This window comes from Stenotrophomonas sp. T8 (assembly GCF_051853085.1).
Lineage (GTDB): Bacteria > Pseudomonadota > Gammaproteobacteria > Xanthomonadales > Xanthomonadaceae > Stenotrophomonas > Stenotrophomonas sepilia.
In genome coordinates, this window is the sequence record NZ_CP195329.1 from 2,110,315 (window position 1) to 2,135,380 (window position 25,066).

Consider the following 25,066-nt stretch of genomic DNA (forward strand, 5'->3'; position numbering starts at 1 on the left):
AGGGAGGGGCCAGGGAGCGGCGCGTGGATCTACCAACAGGACGTGTACATCGCGTCAAAGCCGCCAACAGTTTTGTGACAGCGCCGTCATCTTTTGACAGCGCCGCAACGCACGCAGGCGGGCCCTGCCTTGGCCACCCGTCTTCATTGCAGAACATCGATTGCTGCGGGAGATTCGAGATGCGTGAATCGTTGATGCCGGGCCTGCGCGCTGCGCTCGCCCTCGCCCTGCTGCTGGCGCTGCCATCGGGTCGCGCCGACGAGGCGAAGAAGCAGGAAGGAGCTGCGCCCTGCATCGAAGTGCAGGTCAACGGCGAGCGGATTCCGGCCTGGGACTGCCTGCAACGCAAGCTGGCGCCTGCGACAAGGCCGGCGAAGTCGCCAGCGCTCCCCGAAGCCGAACGCCTGATGCGGCGGCCCGGCAACCAGCTGATGCAGTACAACCTGGAAGGCACGCGGCAGCGCATGGGCGATGCGTTCGGTCGCTCGGTGGTGCCGCAGCGACCTGCGCGCTGAGCCTGCGCCTCTGTAGCGCCGAGCCCATGCTCGGCTGTCTTTGTATCCGTCGGCGAGGCCAAGCTGAAACAGCCGAGCGCAGGCTCGGCTCTACAGGGCAGCCGGCACGATGCCATCGCTCGGCACCGGTGGCAGCGTGGGCACCGCCAGGCTGCGCGACTGCCCTGCCTGGTTCAGCTCCACCGTAGTGGCACTGATGCTGGCCAGCACCGTGCAGGGTCCGAGCCGTTGGCCGGGCGCATACGCTTCCGCCGGGCGTCCATCCACCGAGAGCAGGGCCAATGGCGCATGGTCACCGGCCATCACGCCCAGCACCACCACCTCGGTCTGCACTGCGCCGGGGGACAACAGGCGCACCAGCGGCAGGCTTGCCACTGCATCGAACATCGGCCGCACCGCCGCCTCGGTCTTCGCCTCGCTGGCCACAGCCGCCGGCGCTACCGCAGACAGAGTGACGCCCCAGTAGGCCACCACGGCCAGCAGCAACGTTGCCGCCAGCAGGGTCAGTATGCGATTGCGATCCCAGCGCCTGCCATCCATGTTCCGCACCATCGCCACGTTCGTCCCTGCCCACGCTAGCAGCTGCGGCTGACGCTTTTGTTTCATCATGCGGGCCTATGCTGGGAGGCATCGGCCAGCACAGGAGGCAACGTCGATGCAGCGCATGCCGCGTGGTTTCACCCTGCTGGAACTGATGGTGGTGCTGGTGACCATCGGTATCTGCACCGCGGGCATCGGGCTGGGCCTGGGCAGCCTGCTCGACCCGGGCCGGCAGCTGCGACAGGAGGCCGAACGGTTGGCACAGCGCCTGCAGGTGGCGCGCGATGAGGCGCGCATCGATGGCCGTCCGTGGCGCTGGCAGGCCGACGCCGCCGGCTACCGCTTCAGCCGCCGCGAAGGCACCCGTTGGGTGGATGTGCAGCGCGACGACCAGCTGCGACCACAGCCATGGCAGCCGGCGGGCATCGCGGTGCAGCCGAGCACGCCGATTGAACTGAGCCCCGAATGGATTGGCGTGGCGTGGGAGGTGACGCTGTCGTTGCAGGGCCGCCAGCTGCGTCTTCGTGATGATGGCAGCGGACAGTTGCAGGTCGTGCAGTGAAGCGGAACAGGCACGGGTTCACCCTGATCGAAGTGCTGATCGCATTGGCGATCGTTTCAATCGCACTGGCGGCGGTGATGCGTTCGGTGGCGGTGGCCACCGACGATCAGTCGCGCCTGCGCGATCGTCGGCTGGCACTGATGTGCGCGCAGGACCGCTGGCAGGAGCTGCGCCTGGCCGCGCAGCCGCCCAAGGATGCACGGCAGCGCTGCGTGCAGGGGCGCAGCACGTTTCTGGTGCTGCAACATGTCGGCACGGGGAGTGACGGACAGCCGCAACTGGAACTCAGCGTGGTGGCCGAAGATGCACCGCGGCAGTCGCTGGCGCGGGTGCAGCTACCGTGGACGGCAGCGCCATGAGGCACGCCGCACGTGGCTTCACTCTGATCGAAGTGATGATCGCGATCACCATCATGGGTGTGCTGGCGCTGATCTGCTGGCGTGCGCTGGACAGCGTGGCCAGCAGCGACCAGCGCCTGCGCCGGGCCGATGCCGAAACCACAACGGCGTTGCGCATCCTGCAGCAGTTCCAGCGCGATATCGAAATGCGCGCGGACGACGCGCTGATGAATGGTGCCGTGCGTCCGGCCGATCAACCGCAGCGGCTGCTGCCTCCGTCCCTGGTAAGCGAACGGCACCCGGACGGCAGCTTTGCGCTGGAGATCACCCGCAGTGTCGGCAGTGATGGACTACGCTGGCAGCGGGTGCGCTGGTGGCGGCAGGGCACTACGCTGTGGCGGGCCAGTGGCGCGGCGACGGATCGATACCCCCTGCCCGCGCCTGAGCCGTCGAAAGCCATTGCGGTGGCCAGGGATGTGCAGCGGTTCGAGGTACGCGCCTGGCAGCCGGGCGCGGGGTGGGCGCTGTTGCCGAGCGAAGGCGTAGTGCTGCCGGCCACCGGGCTGGAACTGCGGTTGGGCCTGCGCGATGGGCGTGGGCCGTTGAGCTACCGGCGCGTGCTGGAGCTTTAGGATTCCTCCCAGGCAAAGCATCCACGCATCGCGTGGATCTACTGCCGAGCGGCTTCTGCTGCCCGGCCTGCCCTGGTGGGTGCCGACCGTTGGTCGGCACTGATGCTGGCCCAGCCGTCCACGCATGGCGTGGATCTACTGCCGAGCTGCTTCTACTGCCCGGCCTGCCCTGGTGGGTGCCGACCGTTGGTCGGCACTGATGCTGGCCCAACCATACACGCATGGCGTGGATCTACTGCCGAGTGGCTTCTACTGCCCGGCCTGCTTTGGTGGGTGCCGACCTTGGTCGGCACTGATGCTGGCCCAGCCATCCACGCATGGCGTGGATCTACTGCCGAGCGGCTTCTACTGCCCGGCCTGCCCTGGTGGGTGCCCACCGTTGGTCGGCACTGATGCTGGCCCAGCCATCCACGCATGGCGTGGATCTACTGCCGAGCGGCTTCTACTGCCCGGCCTGCCCTGGTGGGTGCCGACCGTTGGTCGGCACTGATGCTGGCCCAGCCGTCCACGCATGGCGTGGATCCACTGCCGAGCGGCTTCTACTGCCCGGCCTGCCCTGGTGGGTGCCGACCGTTGGTCGGCACTGATGCTGGCCCAGCCATCCACGCATGGCGTGGACCTACTGCCGAGCCTGCCGCCGGGTGCTTTCCTGCGCCCGGCGGCGCCGTGTCGGTGGTCCTCACCGCTGAAGGCCGCTCCCTGCCCTCCGTGCCGTCCTGGCTGGGGCCGCCACCGTTCCCTGGCGGCTGGCCCGATGCTATCCGTTCTTCCTGGTCAGTCCCATCCACGCATGGCGTGGATCTACTGCCGGCCGCGATCGTGCCGACCAGGGTCGGCACCTAGCGGCGCTGCGTGCCGTCGTCGCGGCTGGCCTGCGGGAACTGGAATGCGCTGTCGGCGTCGTAGCCGCTGTTGGCGGTAGTGCCACGCGCCGGCGGCGCTACGCTGCTGGTGCCGCTGCCGAAGCCCAGGATCTGCACGCTGATCACCGACGGCTGGTTGCGCCGTGCGTCGTCCTGGCTCTTGCGCATCACGTCCTGTGCCGCCTGGCTGGCGCTGTTGGCTGCCGCACTGGCCGCGGCCAGCGCATTGACGTTGACCGATGCCAGCACCGGCAGGCCCTTGCTCTCGCCCTGTACCTGGATGTTGGCCGCGTTGAGCACCTGCAGCGCGGCCAGGTGGATGTTGCCGGAGACGCGGATACCGGCCTCGCCCGCATCGATGGTGCCCAGCGGTGCGATCAGGTCGACGTCGCCCGGCGGCACTTCGGCGATGGGGTTCAAGGTCGCGATGCCAGCACCGCTGGCCGGGGCCTGCGGCGACAGGATCACATTGCCCCACCCGTCATAGACGCGGCGCGGTGGCGTGTACAGCAACGTCGTGCGCGAACCACGACCAGCATTGATGTCACCCTGCTCCGACCACGCCAGGATGTCGCCGCCGAACGTGGTCATCACCCGCGACAGGCCCAGCAGCACGCTGTCCTGGCTGAACAGCCGGATATCGCCCTGCCCTTGGGTCACCAGTCCGGCACTGGCCGGGGGCACCACGCCCTGCACACCAATCACGATCTGCCCACCCGGCGCCATCAGCTCGATGTTGCCACCCGCTTCGGTGCGCACGCCGGAGCCACCGTACATCACGATATCGCCGGTACGGTCGATCGTCGCGCCGGTCGCAGGCTTGTCTGGCATCAGCGTGGCGATGGCCTCGCGCCCACGCAGGTAGGAGCCGAAGCGGGGCCCTTCTGCATCGGTATATTCCCGTCCACCTTCGCGCAGCTCGGCGTAATAGACCTGGCGCAGGAAGATGTGCTGCTGTTCCTGCGGCAGCGCATCGAAGGCAGCCAGCGCCCCGTCGCCGTCGGCGGCCACGCCGAAGCGCTGCTGCAGCCACTGCTTCAGTTCCTGGTCGTAGACCTTGACTGCCTTGCCCGGCTGCGACGCAAGCGATTGCGCGGGATCGGCAAGGTTGACGGGGTCCAGATAGCGGGCACGCAGGGCCGCGTAATCGATCTGCTGGTTGCCGGCCGTCAGCGCGATGCTGGCGCCGGGACGGGTGTCGCCCTGCACGATGCCACCGAGGCTGACGATGCTGCCCGCATCCTCCTGGCGCAGCTGGCGGCCGGCACTGATCTCGGTGTTGCCGGGGCCGGCGATGGTCGCGTTCAGATGCACGATGTCGCGGCCCGCCGCCGCCACCGTGATGTCGGTGGGCGCGGTGTTCAACGCGGTCATCGACACCCCGAGGATGTCCCGGCCTGCCCGCAGTTGCACGGCACCGGCGGCCTCGAACCAGTTCAGCTGCGTGCGCTGCCCCACGTTGGGATTCAGCGTGCGCCGGGCGCCGGTGGCCAGACCGATGATGTCGCCCTGCATCGCGTAGAAGCGGCTCGGCGCCAGGGCCGCAGACACGGTGGACAGCGGAGTATTCGGACCGAACGCAAACAGCGGAAGCGACGCGTCCGGCGATGCAATGTTGCCGTCGACCGACAGGTTGTGCCGCGAGCGGGTCACATTGCCGCCGGAATCCCCCTGCTGGGCCAGGAACGCGGGGTCGAAGGGTCCCGGCAGGCGCGCATCCGCGCCCGAGCGCGCGATCTGGGTCGCGCCACGCTGGGCGAAGATGCTGCCACCGGCCAGGACGTCCAGCCGTCCTGTTGCCGAGGGTGCCAGCAGGATCACATCCTGCGTCCCCGGCGTGGCGCTGATCCGGTCCAGCTTGATGTCGCCCTGCGCAGCAATGGCGCTGAAGCGCGAAGGATAGAGCCAGTAATTCAGCAGATCATCACTGCCACGCACAACAAGCTGGACCTGCTCGCGCCACAGATTGCTACCGGTCACGTTATCCGGCCCGGCGAGGCCTGGCGCGAGGTCACCACCGGCACTGAACAGATCCACGGCCGTGCTGGCGGTCCACAGGGAGAACCACGTGCTGCCTGCAGCGCGCGCGCCATCATCCTGCAGCACCGCGCTGTAGTTGGCCAGCGGCACCCGGCCTGCATCGGCGACCCCGCCGAGCACCACATCGCCCCGTGCCTGCAGCTGCGCGACCGCATCGCCCAGCACCAGCACCGGTCCGCCCATCGCGCGGGCGGCGTCGGGCGCAAACAGGTCTGCGGCGCGCTGCTGACGCAGCGTCGCGTAGTTTTCCAGGGTGACGCCCATTGCACCGATGCGCCCGGCATCGAGCTGCAGGCTGCCACGCAGATTGCTGAAGGTACCGTTGAGGTCGAGATTCTGTCCCGCCCTGGAGGGATTGAGGCTGGAGATCGTCGCCTGCAGATTCGGATTCAGTGCGCCACCGATGCGCAACCGCAGGTCGCCGCCACCGGTCAGGTGCAGCTGGCCATTGCTGACGCGGCCGGTCGATCCCACCGCCGCGATGATCGCGCCCGAGCGCGGTGCGCTCAGCGAGCCCAGCGCGTCGCCCATCGGATCGCGGACGCCGGCATTGCGCCCGGCCTCAAGCGTCAGGTCGCCGCCACCCAAGGTGCCGAAGCCGGTGAAGCCGACCATCCGCGGAGAGGCGCCAGCGGCAGCGGACACGTTGGTGTAGGTGCCAAAGTTCACCCACCAGCTGGTCGGCACCGGCTCCACGCCGCTGGTGCTGCCGGTTCCCTGCCGCCACAGCCAATTGCCGACCGCGGCACTGGAGTACAGCGCCCAGTCGCGCTCGCTGGTGCCCGACTCCGCGCGCGCGGTCCAGGCGTCGCCGACGATATCGCGCCCGGCTTCGACCCGCAGGTTGCCACCATGATCGGGATACCAGGCCTGGTAGCCTGCGATCGCTGCGTCATAGCTGCCCGGCACCAGGTTCGGCCCCAGCAGTGCGGTGTTCCAGGGAGCCGCTGCGCGGGGAGAATTGAAGGCAGCGTCGCGGCCCCCACCCAGCGCGGTGGGAGTGCCTGCAGTGTAGACACCGAAGCCTGACTTCATCACGACGTCACCGGCAGCGAGCAGTTCCATGTCACCCTTGCCGGTGCGCAGTACGCTCCACGCCGGCGTGCCCGCGCGCTTGCCGTAGGTAGTCACTTCGGTCTGCGTGCCGCCGCCGGCGCAGTAGGTGGGCGCGGTACTGCAGAACTCGTCTTCGGTCATGCCGAACATCGCGGCGAAGTCCTTCGCAGGGGTGCCCACGTAGGACTCGTCGCCCCAGTAATCCAGCGAGCCCTGCGCGGCCACCTGGCGGGGTGCCGGGCCGCAGTAGTCGGCCGACATCGCGCAGAACTCATCTTCGGTGAAGCCGAACATGTCGGCCAGCTCCGCGATCGGACGGCCCGCATAGGACGTGTCGCCGATCCAGTCCAGCGATGCCCGCTCGGTCAACGCACGATCACCCACCCAGATGATCTCGGTCTTGACCGTGCCGATCGAGCCCTGGTGGGTATCGGCCAGCACCACGCTGCCTTCGCTGCCCCAGCGCCGGCTGCGTGGATCGGCCGCCCCGGCATCGGCACCGGCAACCGCGGTCAGGTCCCAGGAGCTGGTGCCCTCGGCCAGCATCGGCGCCAGCGCCCAGTTGCGCCCCTGGTTGCCGTTGGCATCGGCCGGCCGCAGATTCACCGGCCCGTCGCCGGGCAGCTCCACCTTGGTCAACGAGGGAATGTACGCGCCCACCTTGAGCGCGACTTCCCGTGCCAGGCGCAGCGCAACCGGCAGCACCGCGCCGGCGGGCCACTCCTGTGCCGCCACCTGTACCGCACTGCGCAGGCGGAAGCCGGCTCCCAGCCGCGCACCTGCCGCCAGCACCAGCGGCTCCTGCAGCACGGTGCCCGCCGCCAGCGTCTGCCCGGAGTCGGTGGTCACCGCCGCACCCAGTACGGTGCCCGCTGGCAGGCGCAGGGTCTGCGAGATCACCATCGGCGCGGGCAGCACGGTACCAACCGGAAGCGTTACCGATTCGACCGGCACGTCGTAGTTCAGGCGGGTGCCGGCCTGGAACTCGGTGCCGGGCTGCAGCTTCACTCCGTCCACCGGCACCACCAGGCCGCTGCCGAAGGGGGTGTGCCCGGCGCTGCCATTGCGACCCTCATACAGCTGCCAGCCCCCCTCATCCGGCGTGGACGGCGGCGATGCGAAGCCATCGTTGATGCTGCCGTAGACGTTGATGTTGCCTTCGGCCCGCAGCACCAGCGAGGCCGATTCGCCGAAGCCACGCCGCGATGGATCGGCGCGGTTGGCTTCGGGCCCGTAGCGGTAACCGGACAGATCGATGTCGCCGGCAATGGTCAGGTCGCCGTCCGGGTTGGCTTCGCTGCGCCGCGCCACCACCTGCACGCCGGGACGAAGGCGGACGTCACCCAGCGCGTGCGTGCGCTGCTGCAGGTCCGGGTTGCCCAGCGCACCATCGATCCACGCCACGCTGTGCGGATCGACCACCTGGTCCAGCCACTGCTGGGTCACCAGCTGCGCGCGGTTGCCGCGCACATCAGCGGTGCTGGCCAGGGGCGCATCGTCGTAACGGCGGACACCATTGAGCTGGATGTCAGCCGCGCCATCGATGCGCAGGCCATTGGCCGCGGCAATCGCCGCGTCGTTGCTGCCCACCCGCGGCACATCGATCTTCAGCGAGCCCCGCGCCATGCCGTCGTTCTGTCCAGGGCCGTCGCCGACGGCAACGTCGCTGCCGGCACGCAGGTCCAGGTGCGCCGCGCTGCCCAGACCCACGGCGCCTTCGGCGCTGCCCAGGGCGATCGTGGCCCGGTTCGGACTGTCGATGATCTTGCCATGGCTGTCCACGCGCAGGCTGGTACCGTGCGCGTCCAGCGTGCCATCCACCTGCAGCTGGTCGCGGGCGTACAGGCGGATGCTGCCGACCTGCTCGCCGCTGGCATCGATGCGGCCGGCCACGGTCAGGCTGCCCGCGTCGACACTGATGTCGACCCGGCGCGCCTTCACTTCGTCGCCGATCCGCAGATCGCCTTCACCAATCTGGAAGCTGCGGCCGCCGACGACACCGCCGGCGGTCAATCGCTGGTTGAGGCCGGTGAAGTCCTGCAGCTGGCGTGCCCGCACCACAAGTTCACCACCGTCGTAGGGCACCAGCGTGCCGCCGGCATCGTAGCGGCCACTGGCGGCACCCTGCAGAACACCGGCCAGATCGGCTTGGCCGGCCATTGCGGTGACCGTCATGCGCCCGGCGCGGTTGTTGCGGGCAGAAACATCGATGCGGGAGGCCGCATCGGCGCGGATGTCACCCGTGTCGGTGGACAGCACGACATCGCCGCCCCAGCTGAACTTGTCCACGTCGTACAGCGGGACCTTGCGCCCGGCCAGATCCAGCGCCGCCCGGCTACCAAGCGCGATGCCCTCACGCGCGTTCGCAGACAGCCGTCCTGACGCCAGCGCGATCGTGCTGTCCAGCGCGATCCGGTTGGCGTCGATGCTCAGCTCACTGCCCAGTGCATCGCCACCCGCCTTGCCGGTACCCCCGTGCAGGCGGAACTCGCCGCCGGAGCGCACGCGCAGCTGCGCGGCGGGATCGGCGGTCAACAGCGGTGTATCGATACCCAGGCTGCCTCCGCTGTACTGCCAGCCCTTGTCGGCCAGATAGTCGCCGCGCTGCTGGAACACGTCCAGCGTGCCCTGCGCGGAGAACGACAGCTGCTCCGAAGCCCTCAGGTTCAGCGCACTGAATCCGAGCACCTGCCGGTTCGCAGGTACTTCAGAGCTGGGACGGCTGAATGGCGCCCGCCCGAGCTGCAGCTGGCGGGTGACGATGTCCAGCTGCCCGGCGCCGAGCCGGTCCACCATCGGATCGGCCGGCGGCACCGACGCGTCGCTGCCCGCCGCCTGGCTCGCCGCCAATGCGCCGTCCCAGACCAGCGTGTCCACCAGGATGCGCGCACGGTCGGTCGCCGCGCCGTAGCCGCGGATGGCCTGCGCACCCAGCACAAGCGTCTGCAGGCCACTGCGGCCGGTGGCACTGTCGCGCGCGTCCAGGTCGACGCTGCCGAACACGTTGACAGACTCCCGCGCGACCAGGCTCAGCGTGTCCAGCGCCGGCGCGCCGGTGGCGCCATCGCCGCGCAGCAGTTGCTGCAGCACGGACTGGTTCATGGTCATGCCACTGGGCAGCGCCCCTGCCGCTGCGGCCTGTGCGATCGCTTCGGCACTGCCGAGGTTCAGCGCCGCCATGCTCAGGCCGAGCTGACGGGTGCCATAGCTGACCGAGTCGCGCATCTGCAGCGTGCCATCGGTCGCTACCGCGATGCTGCCATCGGAAACCAGCCGGGCCTGGCCGTCGCACGCCGCCTGGCACCCCCCGATGTCGATCGCCACCGGACCGGCCTCCACGCCCGTGGTGCCGGTGATCAGGTTCAGGCGCTGGTTGGACACTGCAAGCAGACCGCCGGAGACCTGGTAAGGCAGCGTCGCGCTGGCACCCGCGTTGGCGGTCGCGAACGGCAGTGAATCGAGGGTCGCACCGGCCTCGACCAGTACGCCGCTGCCACCGGAGGCCGCTGCCACCAGCACTTCCGGTGCGTTCAAGGTGACGCCGGAACGGATCGCCACACTGCGCGCCTGGCCGGTCACCGCCACCTGCGAGGCCTCCTGGCTGAACTGCCCGCCGATGATCATCCGCGCCGGCAGGAAGGCATTGAGCGCGTCGTCGCTGAAGGTGGCACCGCGATCACGCGCCTGCGATTGCGCGCTACCGTCAACGATCTCCAGTGAACCGACCGCCGGGCTCGCCAACGTGGCTGCCAGCGTGCCGCCGCGCCCCTTGTCGGTGGCGGCGCCGAACCGCGCGGTGCCGGCGAAGCGGATGGCAGGCGTGTCTGCACGACCTGCACCTTCGCCCAGCGCAAGGGTCAACCCGAGCGCATCGATGGTCTGCCAGCCACGCGACTCGCCGCGGCGGTCGGCCACCGACTGCGCGAAGCTGTTGTAGGAGGTTTCGTTGTAGCCCGAGTGCCGGCGTACCACTGCGGCGGGCGTCAGCAGGATGTCGGTGAGCAACGGCGAGAATGCCGCGCCCAGCGCCGTGCGCTGCTGCCCGGACACACGCCAGGTGCCGGTGCCGGTCGCAATCGGTTGCACGATGCCGGAGGTGCCGGTAGCGCCCAGCTCCACCCGGAATGCACCGGGCTGCAGCGCATAGCTTGCCGGCATCAGCGTGTAGGTGCCGGCCGCCAGGCCGGGCACGCCAGCCGGCACGGTGATCTGCTGGCCCACCGCCGGAGCTGAGAATCCTTCTTCGCCGCTGGGGGCGAACGCCTCGGCGCGTCCCGGTACGATCGCGTACACCGGGTTGCCCGACGCACTGAACGCGTAGCGCGGATTGGCGTCGGCCAACGCCGTGCGCAGCACGTCGACGGAGCCGCCGCGCCCGGACACGAAGGCGGCACCGGTCAACTCACCACTGCCGGACATGTCCAGCAGTGCCCCCGGCGCCACCTCGATCGCGTTGGCCTTCAGGGTCACCCCCATCGAGGAGATGCCGGCCGGCGTCAGCGAGCTCAGGCTGCGCGTGCCTACCCGCCAGTCGACACCGTCGACGGTGCCACCATAGGGCAGCGACAGGCCGGCACCGCTGGTGGAGGTAACGCTGCCTGGCAGCAGTTCCACCCGGCTGCCGATGGTTCCGTTCTGGATCAGGCCGCCCAGCTGCAGCGTGCCCATCGGCGCCTGCACGTTGCCGCCCTGCTGCACCGTGGCAGCCACCAGGCGAAGCGTGCCCAGCGCCGATTCCGGCGCCGGCTGCGTGGCCGCACCTGTGCCGTGGATTCGCAGAACGGCAGCTGGATCGGCCCAGTAATCAGCGGTCTGCACGGTCTGCGCCGAAGCGCCGGCCACCAGCGTGCCGACCGCGCCTGCGGTGGGGTACAGGCGGGCGGCGGTCACGTCCATCGAACCGGCCGTCATCAACGCGCTGGTGTTGCCAGTGCTGGCAATGCCGTTGGTCAGGCGCACGTCACTGCGGCTTTCCAGCGCCACGTGGTCGAACCCGGGCAGCCAGGTGACGTCGCGGATGTCGATCAGCGCGGCCTGCACCGCCAGCGCGTGATCGTCCGGCCCGGCCGAAGCGACCGCCACGGTACCCTGCAGGTTCTCGCCCGCCAGCTGGCCCCAGCGCGCCTGCGCCAGGCGGACGTAGGGCGCACTCAGCCGCAACGCCGACGACGGCCCGGCATCCACGGCCATGCCCAGGCTCGAAGTGCCCTGGCCATGGATGCGCAGGCTCTGGGCCAGGCGCAGGTCGACATCGCCGACGGCGCGGATGTCACCGAACACGGACAGGTTGTCGAAGCCGCCCGCCTGCAGCTGCTCGACCGACAACGCGGCGTGGCCGTACTCCAATGCGTCCGGCAGTGGCTGCATCGGTGCGCTGTGCTGGCTGAGGGTGATCGCACGTGCCCGCAGTACCTCCTCGCTGGCGCCACGCGCATGGATGCTGCCGCCGAAGGCCAGCCCAAGCGTGCCGCCGCGTGCGCCGGCACCACCGGCGGCCGCGTCCATCCCGCCCTCCAGATACAGCGCATTGGCCGAGCGCAGCACGATCTGCCCGCCGTCGCTGTCCACGCGTACACGGCCCTGACCGTCGATATCCAGCTCGGCCGACGTACCCCGTGCCTGCAGGCGCGCACCGCGTTCGACCACCACGAAGGCTTCCGGTGGTCGGTTGTCGACGAATGCTGTGGTTTCCCAGTCCAGCGCCCCGCCGATCTCGATGCGTCCACCCGCGGGCACCTGCCCGCGCAGGCGGCCGCTGGGATCGGGCAGCGAGATCGCGTCTGCATCGGCATCCAGCAGCGCGCCTTCGGCGAAACGCCAGGTGCGTTCGGTGCGCTGCCCCGCGTACAGCGCATTCTGCGGACGCACATCGTCGATCACGATGCGGCCGCCCTTCGCACGCAGTGTGCCTTCAACATCGATGTTGCCTGCACCCAGCAGCGAGATCGTCTGCCCTGGATCGACCGCCACCAGTGCATCCTTGCCGACCCGCAGGTCACCGCCCACGCTGTTGCGGTCCGAACGCAGGCTGATGCTCGCACCGGCGCGCTGGCTGACGCGCCCGTTCGACGGATCGGCGCTGTACAGCGGCGCATCCCATGCCGCCAGTGCGGACGCCCGATCGGTTGCCGTCTGCGCGTCCTGGGTCATGCGCAGGCCTGGCAGGGCAGCGACCAGCCGCGCGCCGTCGGCCACCTCCACGCCTTGGTGGCCGTTGATGTCGTACTGTGCGAAGCCACTGCCGAACAGGCCGGGGTCCAGTCGCAGCGACGCGCCCGCCAGGTCCGCATCGCCCACTCGAACGTGGCCACCGGTTCCCAGCGAGAAGGCACCACTGCCCTGTCCTCGGCCACTGAACCGGCTACCCTCGCCCAGTTGCACCCGGCCACTGCCGTCGGTCGTAACCGTGCTGCTGTTGGCCTGCAGGCTGACGCTGCCCCCTTTTCCGATGCGGCCCTTGCCGCGCAGGTCCAGCGCGGCGCCGCCCTCGACGTCCACCGTTGCCTCGGCGCCCACGACCACGTCATGACTGTTGCTCAGGCTCAGGCGGCCGCCATCCGTCCAGGCACCGCTGGCGTCGAGCGGCATCGCCAGTGATGCGTTGCTCCATTCACCGGAGAGATCGATCCGCGTGCCGTCGGCAATGGCGGTGCGGGCGCGGCCATCGTGCAGCAGCGCCGTCGGCCGGCCCTGGACATCCAGCAGGTTGCCCGCCGACAGCTGGCCGCCGGCAATGCCGATGTCGCCTGCCAGTTCCACCTCGCTGCCGGTCAGGTTGAGCTGTCCGCCTGCCTGAAGCCGAAGGCTGCCATCGACGCGGATGCGATCGGCGGTCGCCAGGTCGATCCGTCCCCACTGCTGGGCACTCGCCGCTGCGATATCCAGCCACACGGTGTCACGCCGGTCCTCGTCGACCGGAGCCAGCAGCGACCACGCCGCCTTCGCCGGAGCCTTGTCATCAAGGCGCACATCCGAGCCGAACACACCGCTGCGGCCCTGGCCGTCGTAGCGCCCCAGGTACAGCTGCGCATTGCGCGCCACCGCCGTCTGCGCCTGCGCATAGCCATCCAGTGCGGCCTCCGGCCTGCGGTTCTGCTGCGCGCCCTGGAAGGTGGCCGTCTCAACCTTCCCATCCAGCACCGCGGTCGGTGCGGAGACGATCAGCCGTCCTGCATCGCGGCCGACCGTGTACCCGTTGTCGACACGCTGCGCCGCGAATACGATCGGATCACGGAAGGTCTGGGTGATGCCCCAGCGTTCCTGCTTCACTTCATGGCCGCTGTACAGGCCATCGAACAGCATCTCCGCCGGCGCCTCATCAAGGCGGTAGACCTGGCCGTCGACGCCGCGCACCCAGCTCTGCCGGACCACGCCGCTCTGCACATCCAGGCTGCCGCCGGCAAGGTTGATGCGTGAGCCACCGTTCGTGATCACTTCCCTGCCGCCCAGCAGGACGGTGCCTCCTTGCGCGGCCCATTCGCCGATCGAGTGCCCCTGGTTGTCGAGGTAGCCCCCCACTTCCAGCAGGCCGCCAGCAGCGTACCAGCGCTCCCCCTCGTAGCCCCCGGTTCCGGCCGGAACGTGGACCAGCCTGCGGCGGTCGACCCAGACTTCACTGCTGGTCAGCTTTCCGCTGTCGCGGTTGTCCAGGGCGTCGCGCAGTTCGTTGCCCTGCACCTTGACCTGGACATTGTTGCTCTCCATTGACACCTGCACGCCCACTGCGCCGGACACGTCCACGCGCGCGGCGTCGTCCACGTAGCTGCGGGCCGCCGCATCGGCGATGATCTGGCCGCCCGTGGCGACCGTCAGCGAATCCCTGCTGAAATGGATGTTGCCACCCGAGACGATCTCCACCCGCGACTGGTCCCGGCGATCATTGTGCTGGGACAGATTGTCGAAGGTGGCCGAGCGCGCGCCAGCGCGGACCGCGTCCTGCTCTGCCGACTCCTTGATGAGGCTGTCGCGCTGCGTATCCAGCGCCGTGGCCTTGCCGTCGTCCTCGATCAGCACCGCCGTGGTGGCTCCATCGGCGAGCGTGACGCTGCTGCCGGCATCGCTGGCCGAGGCCAGAAGATGCACGGTGCCGCGCTGTGCGAGCGTGGTGCTGGCCACGGCCACACCGGCCTGCTCGACGCTGCGCCCGGCGAGGGTCACGTCACCCTCGAGCGCGCGCAGCAGGCCGGTGTTGCGCACGCCGCCAGCCGTGCTGCCAGCGATGAAGCGCGGCGCGATCTCATTGCCCCGGGTGGTGGAGCTGGTGTTGGTGGCCGTACCCACGCCACGCCGGATCACGAAACTGTCACCCGCAGCGAGCTGCACCTGGCCCTTGCGCGCCTCGATATGGCCAGCATTCTCCACGCTGTGCCCGGCCAGCAGTACGTAGCCACCGCCGCGCGTCGCACTGGTCGGCTCATGGGTCGCGATGCGGGCGCCCTGCTCCACCGTCACCTTGCCGAATGCATCGCTGAGCGCGCTGCTGCTGGCGTCGGGGCTGTACAGGCCATTGTCGCGGAACTGCGCATCGCTGATCCGTGCTGCAGCCGCCAGCAGATTGCGTACATTGACCTGGCTGTTGTTGCCGAACACCACGCCGTTGCGGTTGGCCACGAACACCGTGCCATTGGCCTTCAGCTGGCCCAGGATCTGGCTGGGCCGCGCCTGCGGATCGTTGACGCGGTTCAGTACTGCCCAGTCAGGGCTCTGCAGGAAGTTCAGCGTCGTGTTGCCGCCGATGTTGAAGGTCTCCCAGTTCAGGATCGCCTTGTCCGCGGTCTGCTCGACCGTGACCTGCACCCGCCCGTCGCTGCCCTGCGACTGGATCGCCTCGCGCGCATTGAGCCAGCCGCGGGTCAGCGGGTTCTGGTCGACGCTCAGGCCGTCCTTGCCGAGGCCATCGGCAACAATGAAGCCAGCCTCGCGGCGCGCCTGCCGCGCCTGTTCCTGCAGGCGCTGTTGCAGGGCGATCGCCTGCGCCGCCGTGCCAAGATTGTCGATCGACTGCTGCAGCTTCTGCCGTGCTGCATCCTGCTGCTGGGCCGGCAACTGGAACTGGATCGGCACGCCGTTGGGCATGCGGCCACTCTGTGCCGCGCTGCCCTGGGCCGCGCCCCGTTCGGCGAACCAGCCCGGACTGAACGCCTGCTGCGCCTGGCTGGCCGGGGCCACCATGCTCCCCAGTGCGACTGCGATGGCCCACGCCATCGGATGATTGCGGCGCATCGACGCGGCCGGACGAACAACGGACGGGAGCGGGTGCGACATCGGAACCTCATCAACCTGGTGGGCCGCGGCTGCGGCGACGATCGGGGAGGCACGCGCAACGCATGCCCTGCCACTGATAGACGGTTCACGTGACACGAAGCCGACAGCGAAACACTGCGGCGGCGGCACCATCACGGAAATGGCGACGCCGGCCCAGAGGCCGGCGTCGCGTCAAGCAGGATTCAACCGGTACTGCGGATTACAGCGGACGACCGATGCCGGCACAGGTGCTGGGGTTGTTCAGGCCGGCCGTGCTGCTGGCCAGCACGAAGCGGTTGCGGATCGCATCGCGCCACGCCTTGGTCAGCGGGATGAAGCCGTGGTCGGTGATCGACTTCTCATACGCAACGGTGTAGGTCGCCGGATAGTGGCGGGCCAGGAAGCCGCGCAGGCTGGTTGCGACGCTCGAATCCTTGTAGCACTGGCCGATCACCAGGTTGGTGTAGCCGGCGATCGGATAGCCAGCCGACGGGTTGCCGAACACCGGCACCCAGTTGGCGGGGTTCTCAGCATCGGTGCCGGTCGGCGGAGCAACGGTGTCCAGGGTGGCCTGCACGCTCACCTGGTCCGGCGAGAAACCCTTGACCTTGGCGACCCTGGTCGCATCGGTCAGGCTCGGGATCACGTCCGGGCCGACGTAGCCGATACGGCCTTCAGCTGCGTAGACCGTGTTGTACAGCGAGGTGCCACCGGTGGCCGGGGCGGCCACCAGGAACGCCGGCAGGTTGCCGTTGGCATCGCGCTTGTACAGGTCGGCGAAGGTCGACTTGATGGCGAACTTGCCGCCCATCAGCTTCGAGGTTTCAGCGTTCTCGGCGGCACAGGCCGCGGTCAGGAAGCGGCTGAACATTTCGCTGGTACCGCTGCTTTCCGGACGGTACACCACCTGGATCGGGCCACTGCGGTTGGCATCGATGGTCGACCAGTCGCTGATCGCGCCCGAGAACACGCCGCAGATCTGCGCCACGCTCAGGTCCACCGCCGAACCGGCCTTGTTGAACGGAATGGTGACCGAGGTGGCCACGGACGGCACCTGGATCAGCGCGCCGTAGCGGTTGGCGTTGGTCGCCTGGTTGAAGTTGGTGGTGTAGTTGCTCAGCTCAGTGCTGCTCAGCACCGAATCGCTGCCGGCGAAATGCACGGTGCCGGTGGTCGAGAACAGCGCCGAGTTGTTTTCCAGGAAGGCCTTCTTGCCGGTGCCCGAACCGGTCACGGCGTAGGTGAAGTTCGCCGGCAGGATGCTGTCGGCCGAACCCTTGTAGAGGTCGGCCGGCAGCGAGGCACCGCCGCCGGTAACGGTCTGCGCCGAGGCGGCGCCCACGGTAGCGAGCAGCGCGGTGGCAACCAGCGCGGCCAGGGTCTTGTACTTGGTCATGATCTTCTCCTGAAGGGTTTACTGCGAAGGGAAACGCCAAGGGAGGAACGGTCACTACACGCCTGCTGCCGCCGAGGGCCTCCCAGCCCACTCTGCGGCGACGGGTCCATGCTGGTCCGCGCCGATGACAGGCCGCTTAAGAAACCTGTGGAAGATCGGAAAAAGGTGTGGAGGATTGTGTGGAGAAATCCAGGCACCCGTAGATCCACGCTGTGCGTGGATGGATCGAGCGACGCGCGACCTGTCCGGTGCATCCACGCATGGCGTGGATCTACTGCACCAGCTGGTTCATTTCCATGATCGGCATCAGCACCGCCAGCACGATGGTCAGCACCACGCCGCCCATCACCAGGATCATGGTCGGCTCCAGCAACGCAGTCAGCGCCATCGCGCGACGCTCGATCTCGCGCGAGATGGTCTGTGCGGCGCGGTCCAGCAGTGGCGCCAGCGAACCGGTCTTCTCGCCGCTGGCCACCAGGTGCACCAGGATTGGCGGATACACCTTCTGCACCTTCAGCGCAGAACCAAGCGCGGCACCTTCGCGCACACGCGCGGACACGTCACCGGCACAGCGCGCCAGCAACGCATTGCCCAGGGTCTGCCGGGCAGCTTCAAGCGCACGCAGCAGCGGCACACCCGCATCCAGCAGGATCGCCAGTGTCGAGGCGAAGCGCGCGCTGTTCACACCCAGCACGAAACGCCCGACCATCGGCACCCGCAGCAGCATCGCGTCCCAGCGCAGGCGCAACCCGGCCTTGCGCAGGGCCAACCGCCAGGCCACCACCAGCGCAGCGATGCCGAGCCCCACCCACATGCCCCAGCTGCGCACGAACGCGCTGGCGGCCAGCATCACCTGGGTCAGCATCGGCAGCGTCTGCCGCGCCTGCACGAACGCGGTCACCACCTGCGGCACCACGTAGCTGAGCAGGAAGATCACGATCGCCACCGATACCAGGCTGATCGCCGCCGGGTAGATGAAGGCGGTCAGTACCTTGGCCTGCAGCGCATTGCGTTCCTCGATGTAGTCGGCCAGGCGCTCCATCACCCGCGCCAGATCGCCGGAATCCTCACCTGCACCCACCAGCGCTCGATAGATCGGCGGGAAATCGCGCGGCCGCGCGGCCAGCGCCACGGTCAGGCGCTGGCCGGCGCGCACGTCGGCGCGCACAGCGGTGAGTGCCTGGGCCACGTGCGGGCGCTCGGCCTGCTCGATCACCGCACTCAAGGCGCCTTCCAACGGCAGGCTGGCCGCCAGCAGGCTGGCCAGCTGGCGGGTGGCCCAGGCCAACTCGCTGGCCGACAGGCGGCGAGCGCCCCAGCCACTGCCGACACTGCGCGCCGCGCTCACCTGCACGGGTGTCAGCCCGCGCCCACGCAGCAGCTGGCGCGCACCGCGCGGGCTGTCGGCATCCAGTTGACCCTTCTCGATGCGGCCCTGCGCATTGGCAGCCTGGTAATCGAACAGCGCCATGCAAGCCTCAGTCGTCGCCAGCAACGCGCAGGATCTCTTCCAGCGTGGTCACCCCGCTGTCGACCCAGCGCTGGCCGTCCTGTCGAAGGGTCCGCATGCCGGCCCGCCGTGCCGCCTCGCGTAGCGCAGGCTCACCCTGCCCTTCATGGATCAGTGCACTTACCCGGTCGTCCACCACGAACAGTTCATGGATGCCGGTGCGTCCCCGATAGCCACTGTTGGCACAGGCCGTGCAGCCCACTGCGCGCCATACGGTCCGGCCTTCGCCGTCCACCTCGGCACGCCGGCACTGCGTACACAATCGCCGCACCAGCCGCTGCGCCAGCACACCACGCAACGACGAGGCCAGCAGGAACGGTTCCACGCCCATGTCGGCCAGGCGGGTCACCGCCGAGATCGCATCGTTGGTGTGCAGCGAAGCCAGCACACCGTGCCCGGTCAGCGACGACTGCACCGCGATCTGTGCGGTCTCCAGGTCACGTATCTCGCCGATCATGATGGTGTCCGGGTCCTGGCGCAGGATCGCGCGCAGCGCGGTGCCGAAGCTCATGCCGATGCGCGCGTTGACCTGGATCTGGCCAATGCCGGCAAAGTCGTACTCCACCGGATCTTCCACGGTGAGGATATTGCTGGTGCTGCTGTCGAGCTGGCCCAGCGCGGCGTACAGCGACGTGGTCTTGCCGCTGCCGGTCGGCCCGGTCACCAGCACGATCCCGTGCGGCTGCCGGATCAATCCGGTGAACGTGGCCAGGGTGTCATCGGCCATGCCCAGGCGCTGCAGCTGCAGGCGGCCGGCATCCTTTTCGAGCAATCGCAGCACGGCGCGCTCGCCATGCCCGGTCGGTACCGTGGAAACACGGATGTCCAGCGGCCGCCCGCCCACGCGGATCGCGATGCGCCCATCCTGTGGCAGGCGCTTCTCGGCAATGTCCAGATGGGCCATGATCTTGATGCGCGACACCAGCGCTGCGTGCAGTGCGCGCCGAGGCTGCACCATGTCGCGCAGCGTGCCGTCCACCCGGTAGCGCACCACCGAATGGGTCTCGAACGGCTCGATATGCAGATCGCTGGCACCGTCGCGTGCAGCCTGTGCCAGCAGCGCGTTGATCATGCGGATCACCGGCGCATCATCCTGCGCATCCAGCAGGTCGGTGACCTCCGGCATGTCCTGCATCAGCCGGTCCAGATCGACTTCACTTTCGGCGGCACCGACCACGGCCGCGGCATCACCGCCGTCACGGTACTGCTCACCCAACCGCTGCTGCCAGGTCGCCGCATCCAGGGCATGGAAAGGCAGCGGGCCATGCCGGCGGCGCAGCTCGGCCACGGCCCACGCCGCCGTGTCGGCCGTGCCGAGCAGCACCGGCTCGCCACCGGCTTCGGACAGCATCACGCCGTGGCTGCGCACCCACGCGTATGGCAGCGGCACAACGGCGCTCACGGCCCGATCACCAGTTCCGGCGTGTAGCCCAGCCCGCGCAGCTGCTGCAATGCCGGATCCAACTTCGCCGGATCACGCGGCAACCGCACGCGCAGGCGTTGCCCACCCTCGCCCGGCGTCGCCTCCGCGTAGGCCTGCAGGCCCAGCGCCCGCACCTGCGCCACGCCCTGGCTGGCACGGCTCGGCTCCAGCCCCTGTGCGAACTGCACCAGCTGCGCATCGCCGTCACCGGCCGGATACAACGCTGCCAGGCTGGTGTTCTGCAACGGCTGGCCGTGGCCATCGCGCGCATTGCCCTGGCCGAGTACCGACAGGTCCTGCGGTGGCAGCTGCGGCGCCGACAGCGCGGGCAAGGCCCAGCTCTGTACGGGCTGCGCGCCAGCCTGCGCATTGCGCATGTAGTCGTAGCGGTCGCGGGTCAGGCGCAGTCCGGCGGCCGGGTCGCGTACCACGTGCGGGCGCAGGAACACCATCAGGTTGGTCTTGGCGCGCTTGCGCGTGTCGCTGCGGAACAAGGCGCCCAGCACCGGGATCTTCCCCAGCCCCGGCACCGCATCACGGCCATGGCTGACGCTGTCTTCCAGCAGGCCACCGAGCACCATGATCTGGCCATCGTCCAGCAGCACGCTGGTATCGAGTGCGCGCTTGTTGGTGATGATGCCGGCCGTGCTGTTCGCGCTCTGCGCGTCGATGCTGCTGACTTCCTGGTAGATGTCCAGCTTCACCGTACCGCCCTCGGAAATCTGTGGGCGCACCCGCAGCTTCAGGCCCACGTCTTCGCGCACGATGGTCTGGAAGGGGTTGTTGCTGCCGCCGCCACCGTCGGTCACGTAGCGGCCACTGACGAACGGCACGGTCTGGCCGACCATGATGCTGGCTGCCTCGTTGTCCAGCGTCATCAGGTTCGGCGTCGACAGGATGTTGGCGCCGCCCTTGCTCTGCAGCGCAGTGGCCAGCGCCTTCATGTTGAGGATCTGGCCGACACCGGGCAGGTTGATGGTGCCGTCGATCACGCCGATCTTCAGGCCATCCTTGGGCAGCACGTCCAGCGTGGTACGCGCACCGGTATTGAGCCCGCTACCGCCGGTAGCGCCCCCGAAATGGGTGCCGCCAAACGTACGGCCATTGCCCAGCATCCACTGCACGCCCAGCTCGGCCGCGTCGGTCTGGTTGACCTCCACGATCAGGCTTTCCACCAGCACCTGCGCACGGCGCTGGTCGAGCTGGTCGATCACCCGCCGAAGGTTGCGGTACACCGGCTCCGGCGCCGAAATCAGCAGGGTGTTGGTGGCCACGTCCGCCTGTACCGAAATGCCGTTATGGCTGAAGCCGGTGCTTCCTGCATCGATCGGGTCGCGCCGGCTCGGGTCCAGCCGCTGCGATTCCAGCGCATTGCCTCCGGGCTTGGCCTGCTGCGGCTGCGACGGCTGGATGGGCGTGGAACGGTTGGCGTCACCCGGCAGTGGGGTGATGCCTTCGTTGCTGCCCATGGCCGGTGCATCGCTCTGTCCGGCCACCACGCCACGCAGCACACCGGCCAGCTGGTTGGCCTGGGCGTTGCGCAGGTAGACCACATGCAGGTTGCCGGACTCGTCCTGGGCACGGTCCAACTTCTCCACCAGCTGCCGCGCCAGGCGGGTGCGGCCTGGGCTGCTGGAACGCAGCAGCACGCTGTTGCTGCGCGGGTCGGCCATCACCACCACCTTCTGGCCCGGCTCGGCGCCCTGCGCATCCAGCAGCGGCGCAACCATGGCCGCCACGTCCACCGCAATGCCCTGCTGCAGCTTCACCACATCGGTGTCCATGCCGGCGGGCGTGTCGACGCTGGCGATCACCCGCGCGATGCGCTCCAGGTTGTCGGCGTAGTCGGTGATCACCAGGGTGTTGTTGCCTGGATTGGCGGTGATCGGGTTGTCCGGGCTGATCATCGGCCGCAGCACAGCCACCAGCGCCGCCGCACTCTCATAGCGCAGCGCAAACGTACGCGTGGCGATCTCGCCCCCTGCACCACCGCTGCCCACCCGGCCACCGAGCAGCTTGGCATCGGCCTGCGGCACCACCCGGCTGACGCCGCCGTTCTCGACCACGGCGAAGCCTCTCATGCGCAGTGCGCCCAGCAGCAGCTGGTAGGCCTGGGTACGGCTGACCGGGCCATCGGAAACCACCGTCATCTTGCCGGTCACGCGTGGGTCGACCAGGAACTGGCGCCCGGTGAAGCGCGCCGCCATGCGCAGCACGCCACCGATATCGGTATCCACCAGGTTCAGCTGCACCGGCTCATCGCCTGTGTCCTGCGCCGCCACCGGCGCCGGCACGTGGGCCATGCCCACGATCAGTGCCAATGCCGCACTGCAGGCAAGGCTGCGCATCGCCCTCATGGATGGGCACCCGCAGGAGCCACCATCACGATGTTTCCGGAAATCCTTGCCGCCGGCATGTTCGCATCCCCTGTGCGTGTCAATTGCAACTGCTGCAACTCGATGGCCGGGTCGGCCAGCAGCGGCAGCAGCCAGTTCCATAGCGCATCGGCGGGTACGGCCCGTACCTGCAGGTGCCAGCACCCGTCGCGCGCTTCGATATGCAGGCCGCCAGCCAGACCGGCGGACTTGATCTGGTCACGCAGCCCGGCCAGGGTCGGATGCTGGCCCTGCGCCAGCTGCTGGCGCTCACGGGCGCGCAGCAGCGGTGCCAGTGCGCGATGCTGCGCCTGCAGCCGTGGCAGTTCGGCCTGCCAGTGCGTGCGCTGCTTCAGCAGGGGCTCCAGCCAGGACGACCACAGGCCCGCCACCAGCAGCGCCACCCCCATCACCCGCAGCATCAGCCGGTCGCGCGGTGGCAGGCGTTGCCAGCGCTGCTGCAGGCCCGCCAGCCCCTCGCCCAGCCGCAGGGTTCGGGTCGTCACTGTCCCGCTCCGCTCACCCGCAGGCGTCCACCGGCGTCGCGCGCCAGCTGCAGCCCCTGCGCCTGCATCGCTTGCTGCCAGTGCTCAAGCCGCTGTGGATCGTCAGCCAATGCCTGGGCATCGGCGTCCAGCTCCAGGTACACCTGCCCGGGTTGGTAGTGCAGGCTGTGCACCTGCCCCGCCAGCTCCGGAACCGCATGCAGCGTGCTGGCGACCTGGCGCTGCAGCGCCGGCAACGGCGGCGCTGGCGGCGGAACCGCCAGCGCTCGCCTTGCCTGCAACACCGGGTCCACCACGTCGGTGATCTCCGGAAAGCGTGCGCTGAACTGCCGTGCCATGTCCTGCTGCAGCGCCTCACCCTCGACCCGCCAACGCGAGACCTGCCACTGCAGGCCAAGTGCAGCCAGCAGCACCGCCGCCAGTGCCAGGCCGATCGCCAGTCGCGGCGCTTGACGGCCTGCGCCGGGCAGCGGCAATGACCACCCCGGCAAAGGGCCACAGGCCTGCCGTTCATGCGTGACGGCGGTGCCCGGCAGGCTGTCCGGCCACGCCGGCGGTACGCTGCCGATCCATTGCACGGCCCGCACGCCGGCCTGTTGCAGGCGGGTGGCCAACGCCTGCATCACCGCAGACGCGTCACGTCCGCCATACCATTGGACAAGTCCCCGATCGCGCCCGCTGCGCACCAGCAGATGCTCGCCGCTGACCTGCAGCGTGGCGTGGCCGTCCTGCCAAGGCAGCAGCAGTGGCGTCGGATACAACGCCTGCAGCTGCAGCGCACACGAGGCCAGCAGCTGCTGCGCCTGCGCGATGGCCTGCTGGCCGAGCCAGGCCACCGGAACCGTACCGTCTGCCGCCTGCGCACCGTGGGCCAGCGCCACCTCCTGCAGGTCATCCAGCAGCATGGCCTCCACCTCGCCCTGCAACGCCGCCTGCAGGCGGCGCCCGGACAGCGGCGGCAGCTGCAGTTCCAGCAGGATCAGGTCGTTCGGGTCAAGGCAGGCATGCACCGCAGCCCGCGGATGCCGCAGGCCCAGCGCGGCCAGCGTGTCGCGGCCGTGTGCCACTACCTCGTCCTTGTGAAGCCGCGCCCAGTCCACCGCGCTGTCGGCGCGCAGCTGCGCCAACGGCGGCAGGCGCACCCGAAGCTGCACCGTCATGCGCCGATCCTCGTCCACACCCGTTGTACACGTACCCCGTCGTCGCGGTACTCGCGCCAGAGCAGCGCGCGAAAATCAACCGCGCTGCCGTCAGCCTGCACCCGGCCCACGGCCAGGAACCACTCGCTATGGATACCCAGTGGAAGCACGGCCATCTGTTCGTTGCTCAGTTGGAGTCGGTTGGCGATGTCACCGCGGTTGAGCAGCCAGTGGCCGGCGTCGCGCTCAGCGAGCAGCGCCTGCAGCCGTGCGGGCTCGACCGCAGGCGTCACCGCCTGCAGAACGCTCAGGTCGCTGGTATTGGCGTTGACCAGGGTCTGCGCCGGCAGCACCACGGTGCGTCGCGCCAGCGCCTGCAATGCCACCGGATCGGCACCGGCCAGTGCCTGCGCGATCAGTGATTCGCGCGGCAGTGGGGCCTGTGCCTGGATGTCACCGTCGCGCAGGCGCGCCTGGATGTGGTCCGCCGCGGATGCGCAGGCACCCTGGCCAAGCCCCTGTGCAGCACACAACGCGATGAACGCGCGCCGCGCCTCGGGGTCCGGCCTGCCCTGTGCCAGCAGGTTGCGCAGGTTGAACATCGACTGCGCATCGACCAGTTGCAGCTGCACCGGCAACGGCGCCTGCAGTTGCAACGGGCGCGCCCAGCGCCCGCTGCGCACCGTGGTCAGCTGTTCCTTTACATCCTCACGCAGCTGCTGCGCCGCACGCTCCAGCGTGGCGTCCACCGCCATGCGCACCTGCGCGCGCAACTGGTCGCCGCGCAGCGCGCGCAGCTGCGCCGACTGCCGGGTCAGCAGCGCGGTGGCAATCACGGCCACCAACGCCACCACCAGCAGGGCGACGATCACCGCCATGCCACGCTGGCGGGTGCACGAGACCGAACGCGTCGGGGCTGCCATCAGCA

13 protein-coding genes are annotated in these 25,066 nt (G+C 69.1%); 4 read left to right on the forward strand and 9 right to left on the reverse strand.

The genetic code is table 11. From position 1 onward, the window contains the following. Window positions 1-179: 179 nt before the first annotated feature. On the forward strand, window positions 180-515 hold the full coding sequence (locus ACSDHM_RS09955) for a hypothetical protein (protein ID WP_439426935.1): 336 nt from the start codon (window positions 180-182) through the stop codon (window positions 513-515). Between the two features lie 90 nt (window positions 516-605). Here ACSDHM_RS09955 and ACSDHM_RS09960 read toward each other — a convergent pair whose 3' ends face one another. After that, a complete protein-coding gene (locus tag ACSDHM_RS09960; RefSeq protein ID WP_172412099.1) occupies window positions 606-1,067 on the reverse strand; it encodes a general secretion pathway protein in 462 nt (153 codons plus the stop codon). Window positions 1,068-1,170: 103 nt separating this feature from the next. Between ACSDHM_RS09960 and gspH the strand changes: the two genes are divergently transcribed. The 3 genes from gspH to ACSDHM_RS09975 are packed head-to-tail and all read left to right on the forward strand — an operon-like array spanning window position 1,171 to window position 2,587. Continuing rightward, window positions 1,171-1,617, forward strand: coding sequence for a type II secretion system minor pseudopilin GspH (gene gspH / locus ACSDHM_RS09965; RefSeq protein ID WP_088496237.1), 447 nt, complete (start codon window positions 1,171-1,173; stop codon window positions 1,615-1,617). Next, window positions 1,614-1,976: a type II secretion system minor pseudopilin GspI gene (gspI, locus tag ACSDHM_RS09970; RefSeq protein ID WP_072168834.1), complete on the forward strand. Its 363-nt coding sequence runs from the start codon at window positions 1,614-1,616 to the stop codon at window positions 1,974-1,976. The genes gspH and gspI overlap by 4 nt, the downstream gene beginning before the upstream one ends. Further along, window positions 1,973-2,587, forward strand: coding sequence for a prepilin-type N-terminal cleavage/methylation domain-containing protein (locus tag ACSDHM_RS09975; RefSeq protein WP_439426936.1), 615 nt, complete (start codon window positions 1,973-1,975; stop codon window positions 2,585-2,587). Before gspI ends, ACSDHM_RS09975 begins: the two co-directional genes overlap by 4 nt. A gap of 839 nt (window positions 2,588-3,426) precedes the next feature. Here ACSDHM_RS09975 and ACSDHM_RS09980 read toward each other — a convergent pair. From ACSDHM_RS09980 to gspK, 8 genes are all read right to left on the reverse strand, one after another. Then, the gene (locus ACSDHM_RS09980) at window positions 3,427-15,810 is read right to left on the reverse strand and encodes a filamentous haemagglutinin family protein (protein ID WP_439426937.1); all 12,384 of its coding nucleotides are present in this window, start codon (window positions 15,808-15,810) and stop codon (window positions 3,427-3,429) included. Window positions 15,811-16,009: 199 nt separating this feature from the next. Beyond that, complete coding sequence (locus ACSDHM_RS09985; protein ID WP_151355208.1) at window positions 16,010-17,185, reverse strand: substrate-binding domain-containing protein; 1,176 nt, start codon at window positions 17,183-17,185, stop codon at window positions 16,010-16,012. 271 nt (window positions 17,186-17,456) lie between these two features. Next, on the reverse strand, window positions 17,457-18,656 hold the full coding sequence (gene gspF, locus ACSDHM_RS09990) for a type II secretion system inner membrane protein GspF (protein ID WP_088496234.1): 1,200 nt from the start codon (window positions 18,654-18,656) through the stop codon (window positions 17,457-17,459). A 7-nt stretch (window positions 18,657-18,663) separates the two neighbouring features. After that, window positions 18,664-20,097, reverse strand: a complete 1,434-nt coding sequence (gene gspE / locus ACSDHM_RS09995; RefSeq protein WP_439426938.1) for a type II secretion system ATPase GspE — start codon at window positions 20,095-20,097, stop codon at window positions 18,664-18,666. Next, complete coding sequence (gene gspD / locus ACSDHM_RS10000; RefSeq protein WP_188240924.1) at window positions 20,094-22,475, reverse strand: type II secretion system secretin GspD; 2,382 nt, start codon at window positions 22,473-22,475, stop codon at window positions 20,094-20,096. The genes gspE and gspD overlap by 4 nt, the downstream gene beginning before the upstream one ends. After that, on the reverse strand, window positions 22,472-22,999 hold the full coding sequence (gene gspM / locus ACSDHM_RS10005; protein ID WP_439426939.1) for a type II secretion system protein GspM: 528 nt from the start codon (window positions 22,997-22,999) through the stop codon (window positions 22,472-22,474). Before gspM ends, gspD begins: the two co-directional genes overlap by 4 nt. Next, complete coding sequence (gene gspL, locus ACSDHM_RS10010) at window positions 22,996-24,159, reverse strand: type II secretion system protein GspL (RefSeq protein WP_439426940.1); 1,164 nt, start codon at window positions 24,157-24,159, stop codon at window positions 22,996-22,998. Before gspL ends, gspM begins: the two co-directional genes overlap by 4 nt. Then, window positions 24,156-25,061, reverse strand: coding sequence for a type II secretion system minor pseudopilin GspK (gene gspK / locus ACSDHM_RS10015; RefSeq protein ID WP_111008419.1), 906 nt, complete (start codon window positions 25,059-25,061; stop codon window positions 24,156-24,158). The genes gspL and gspK overlap by 4 nt, the downstream gene beginning before the upstream one ends. Window positions 25,062-25,066: the final 5 nt, after the last annotated feature.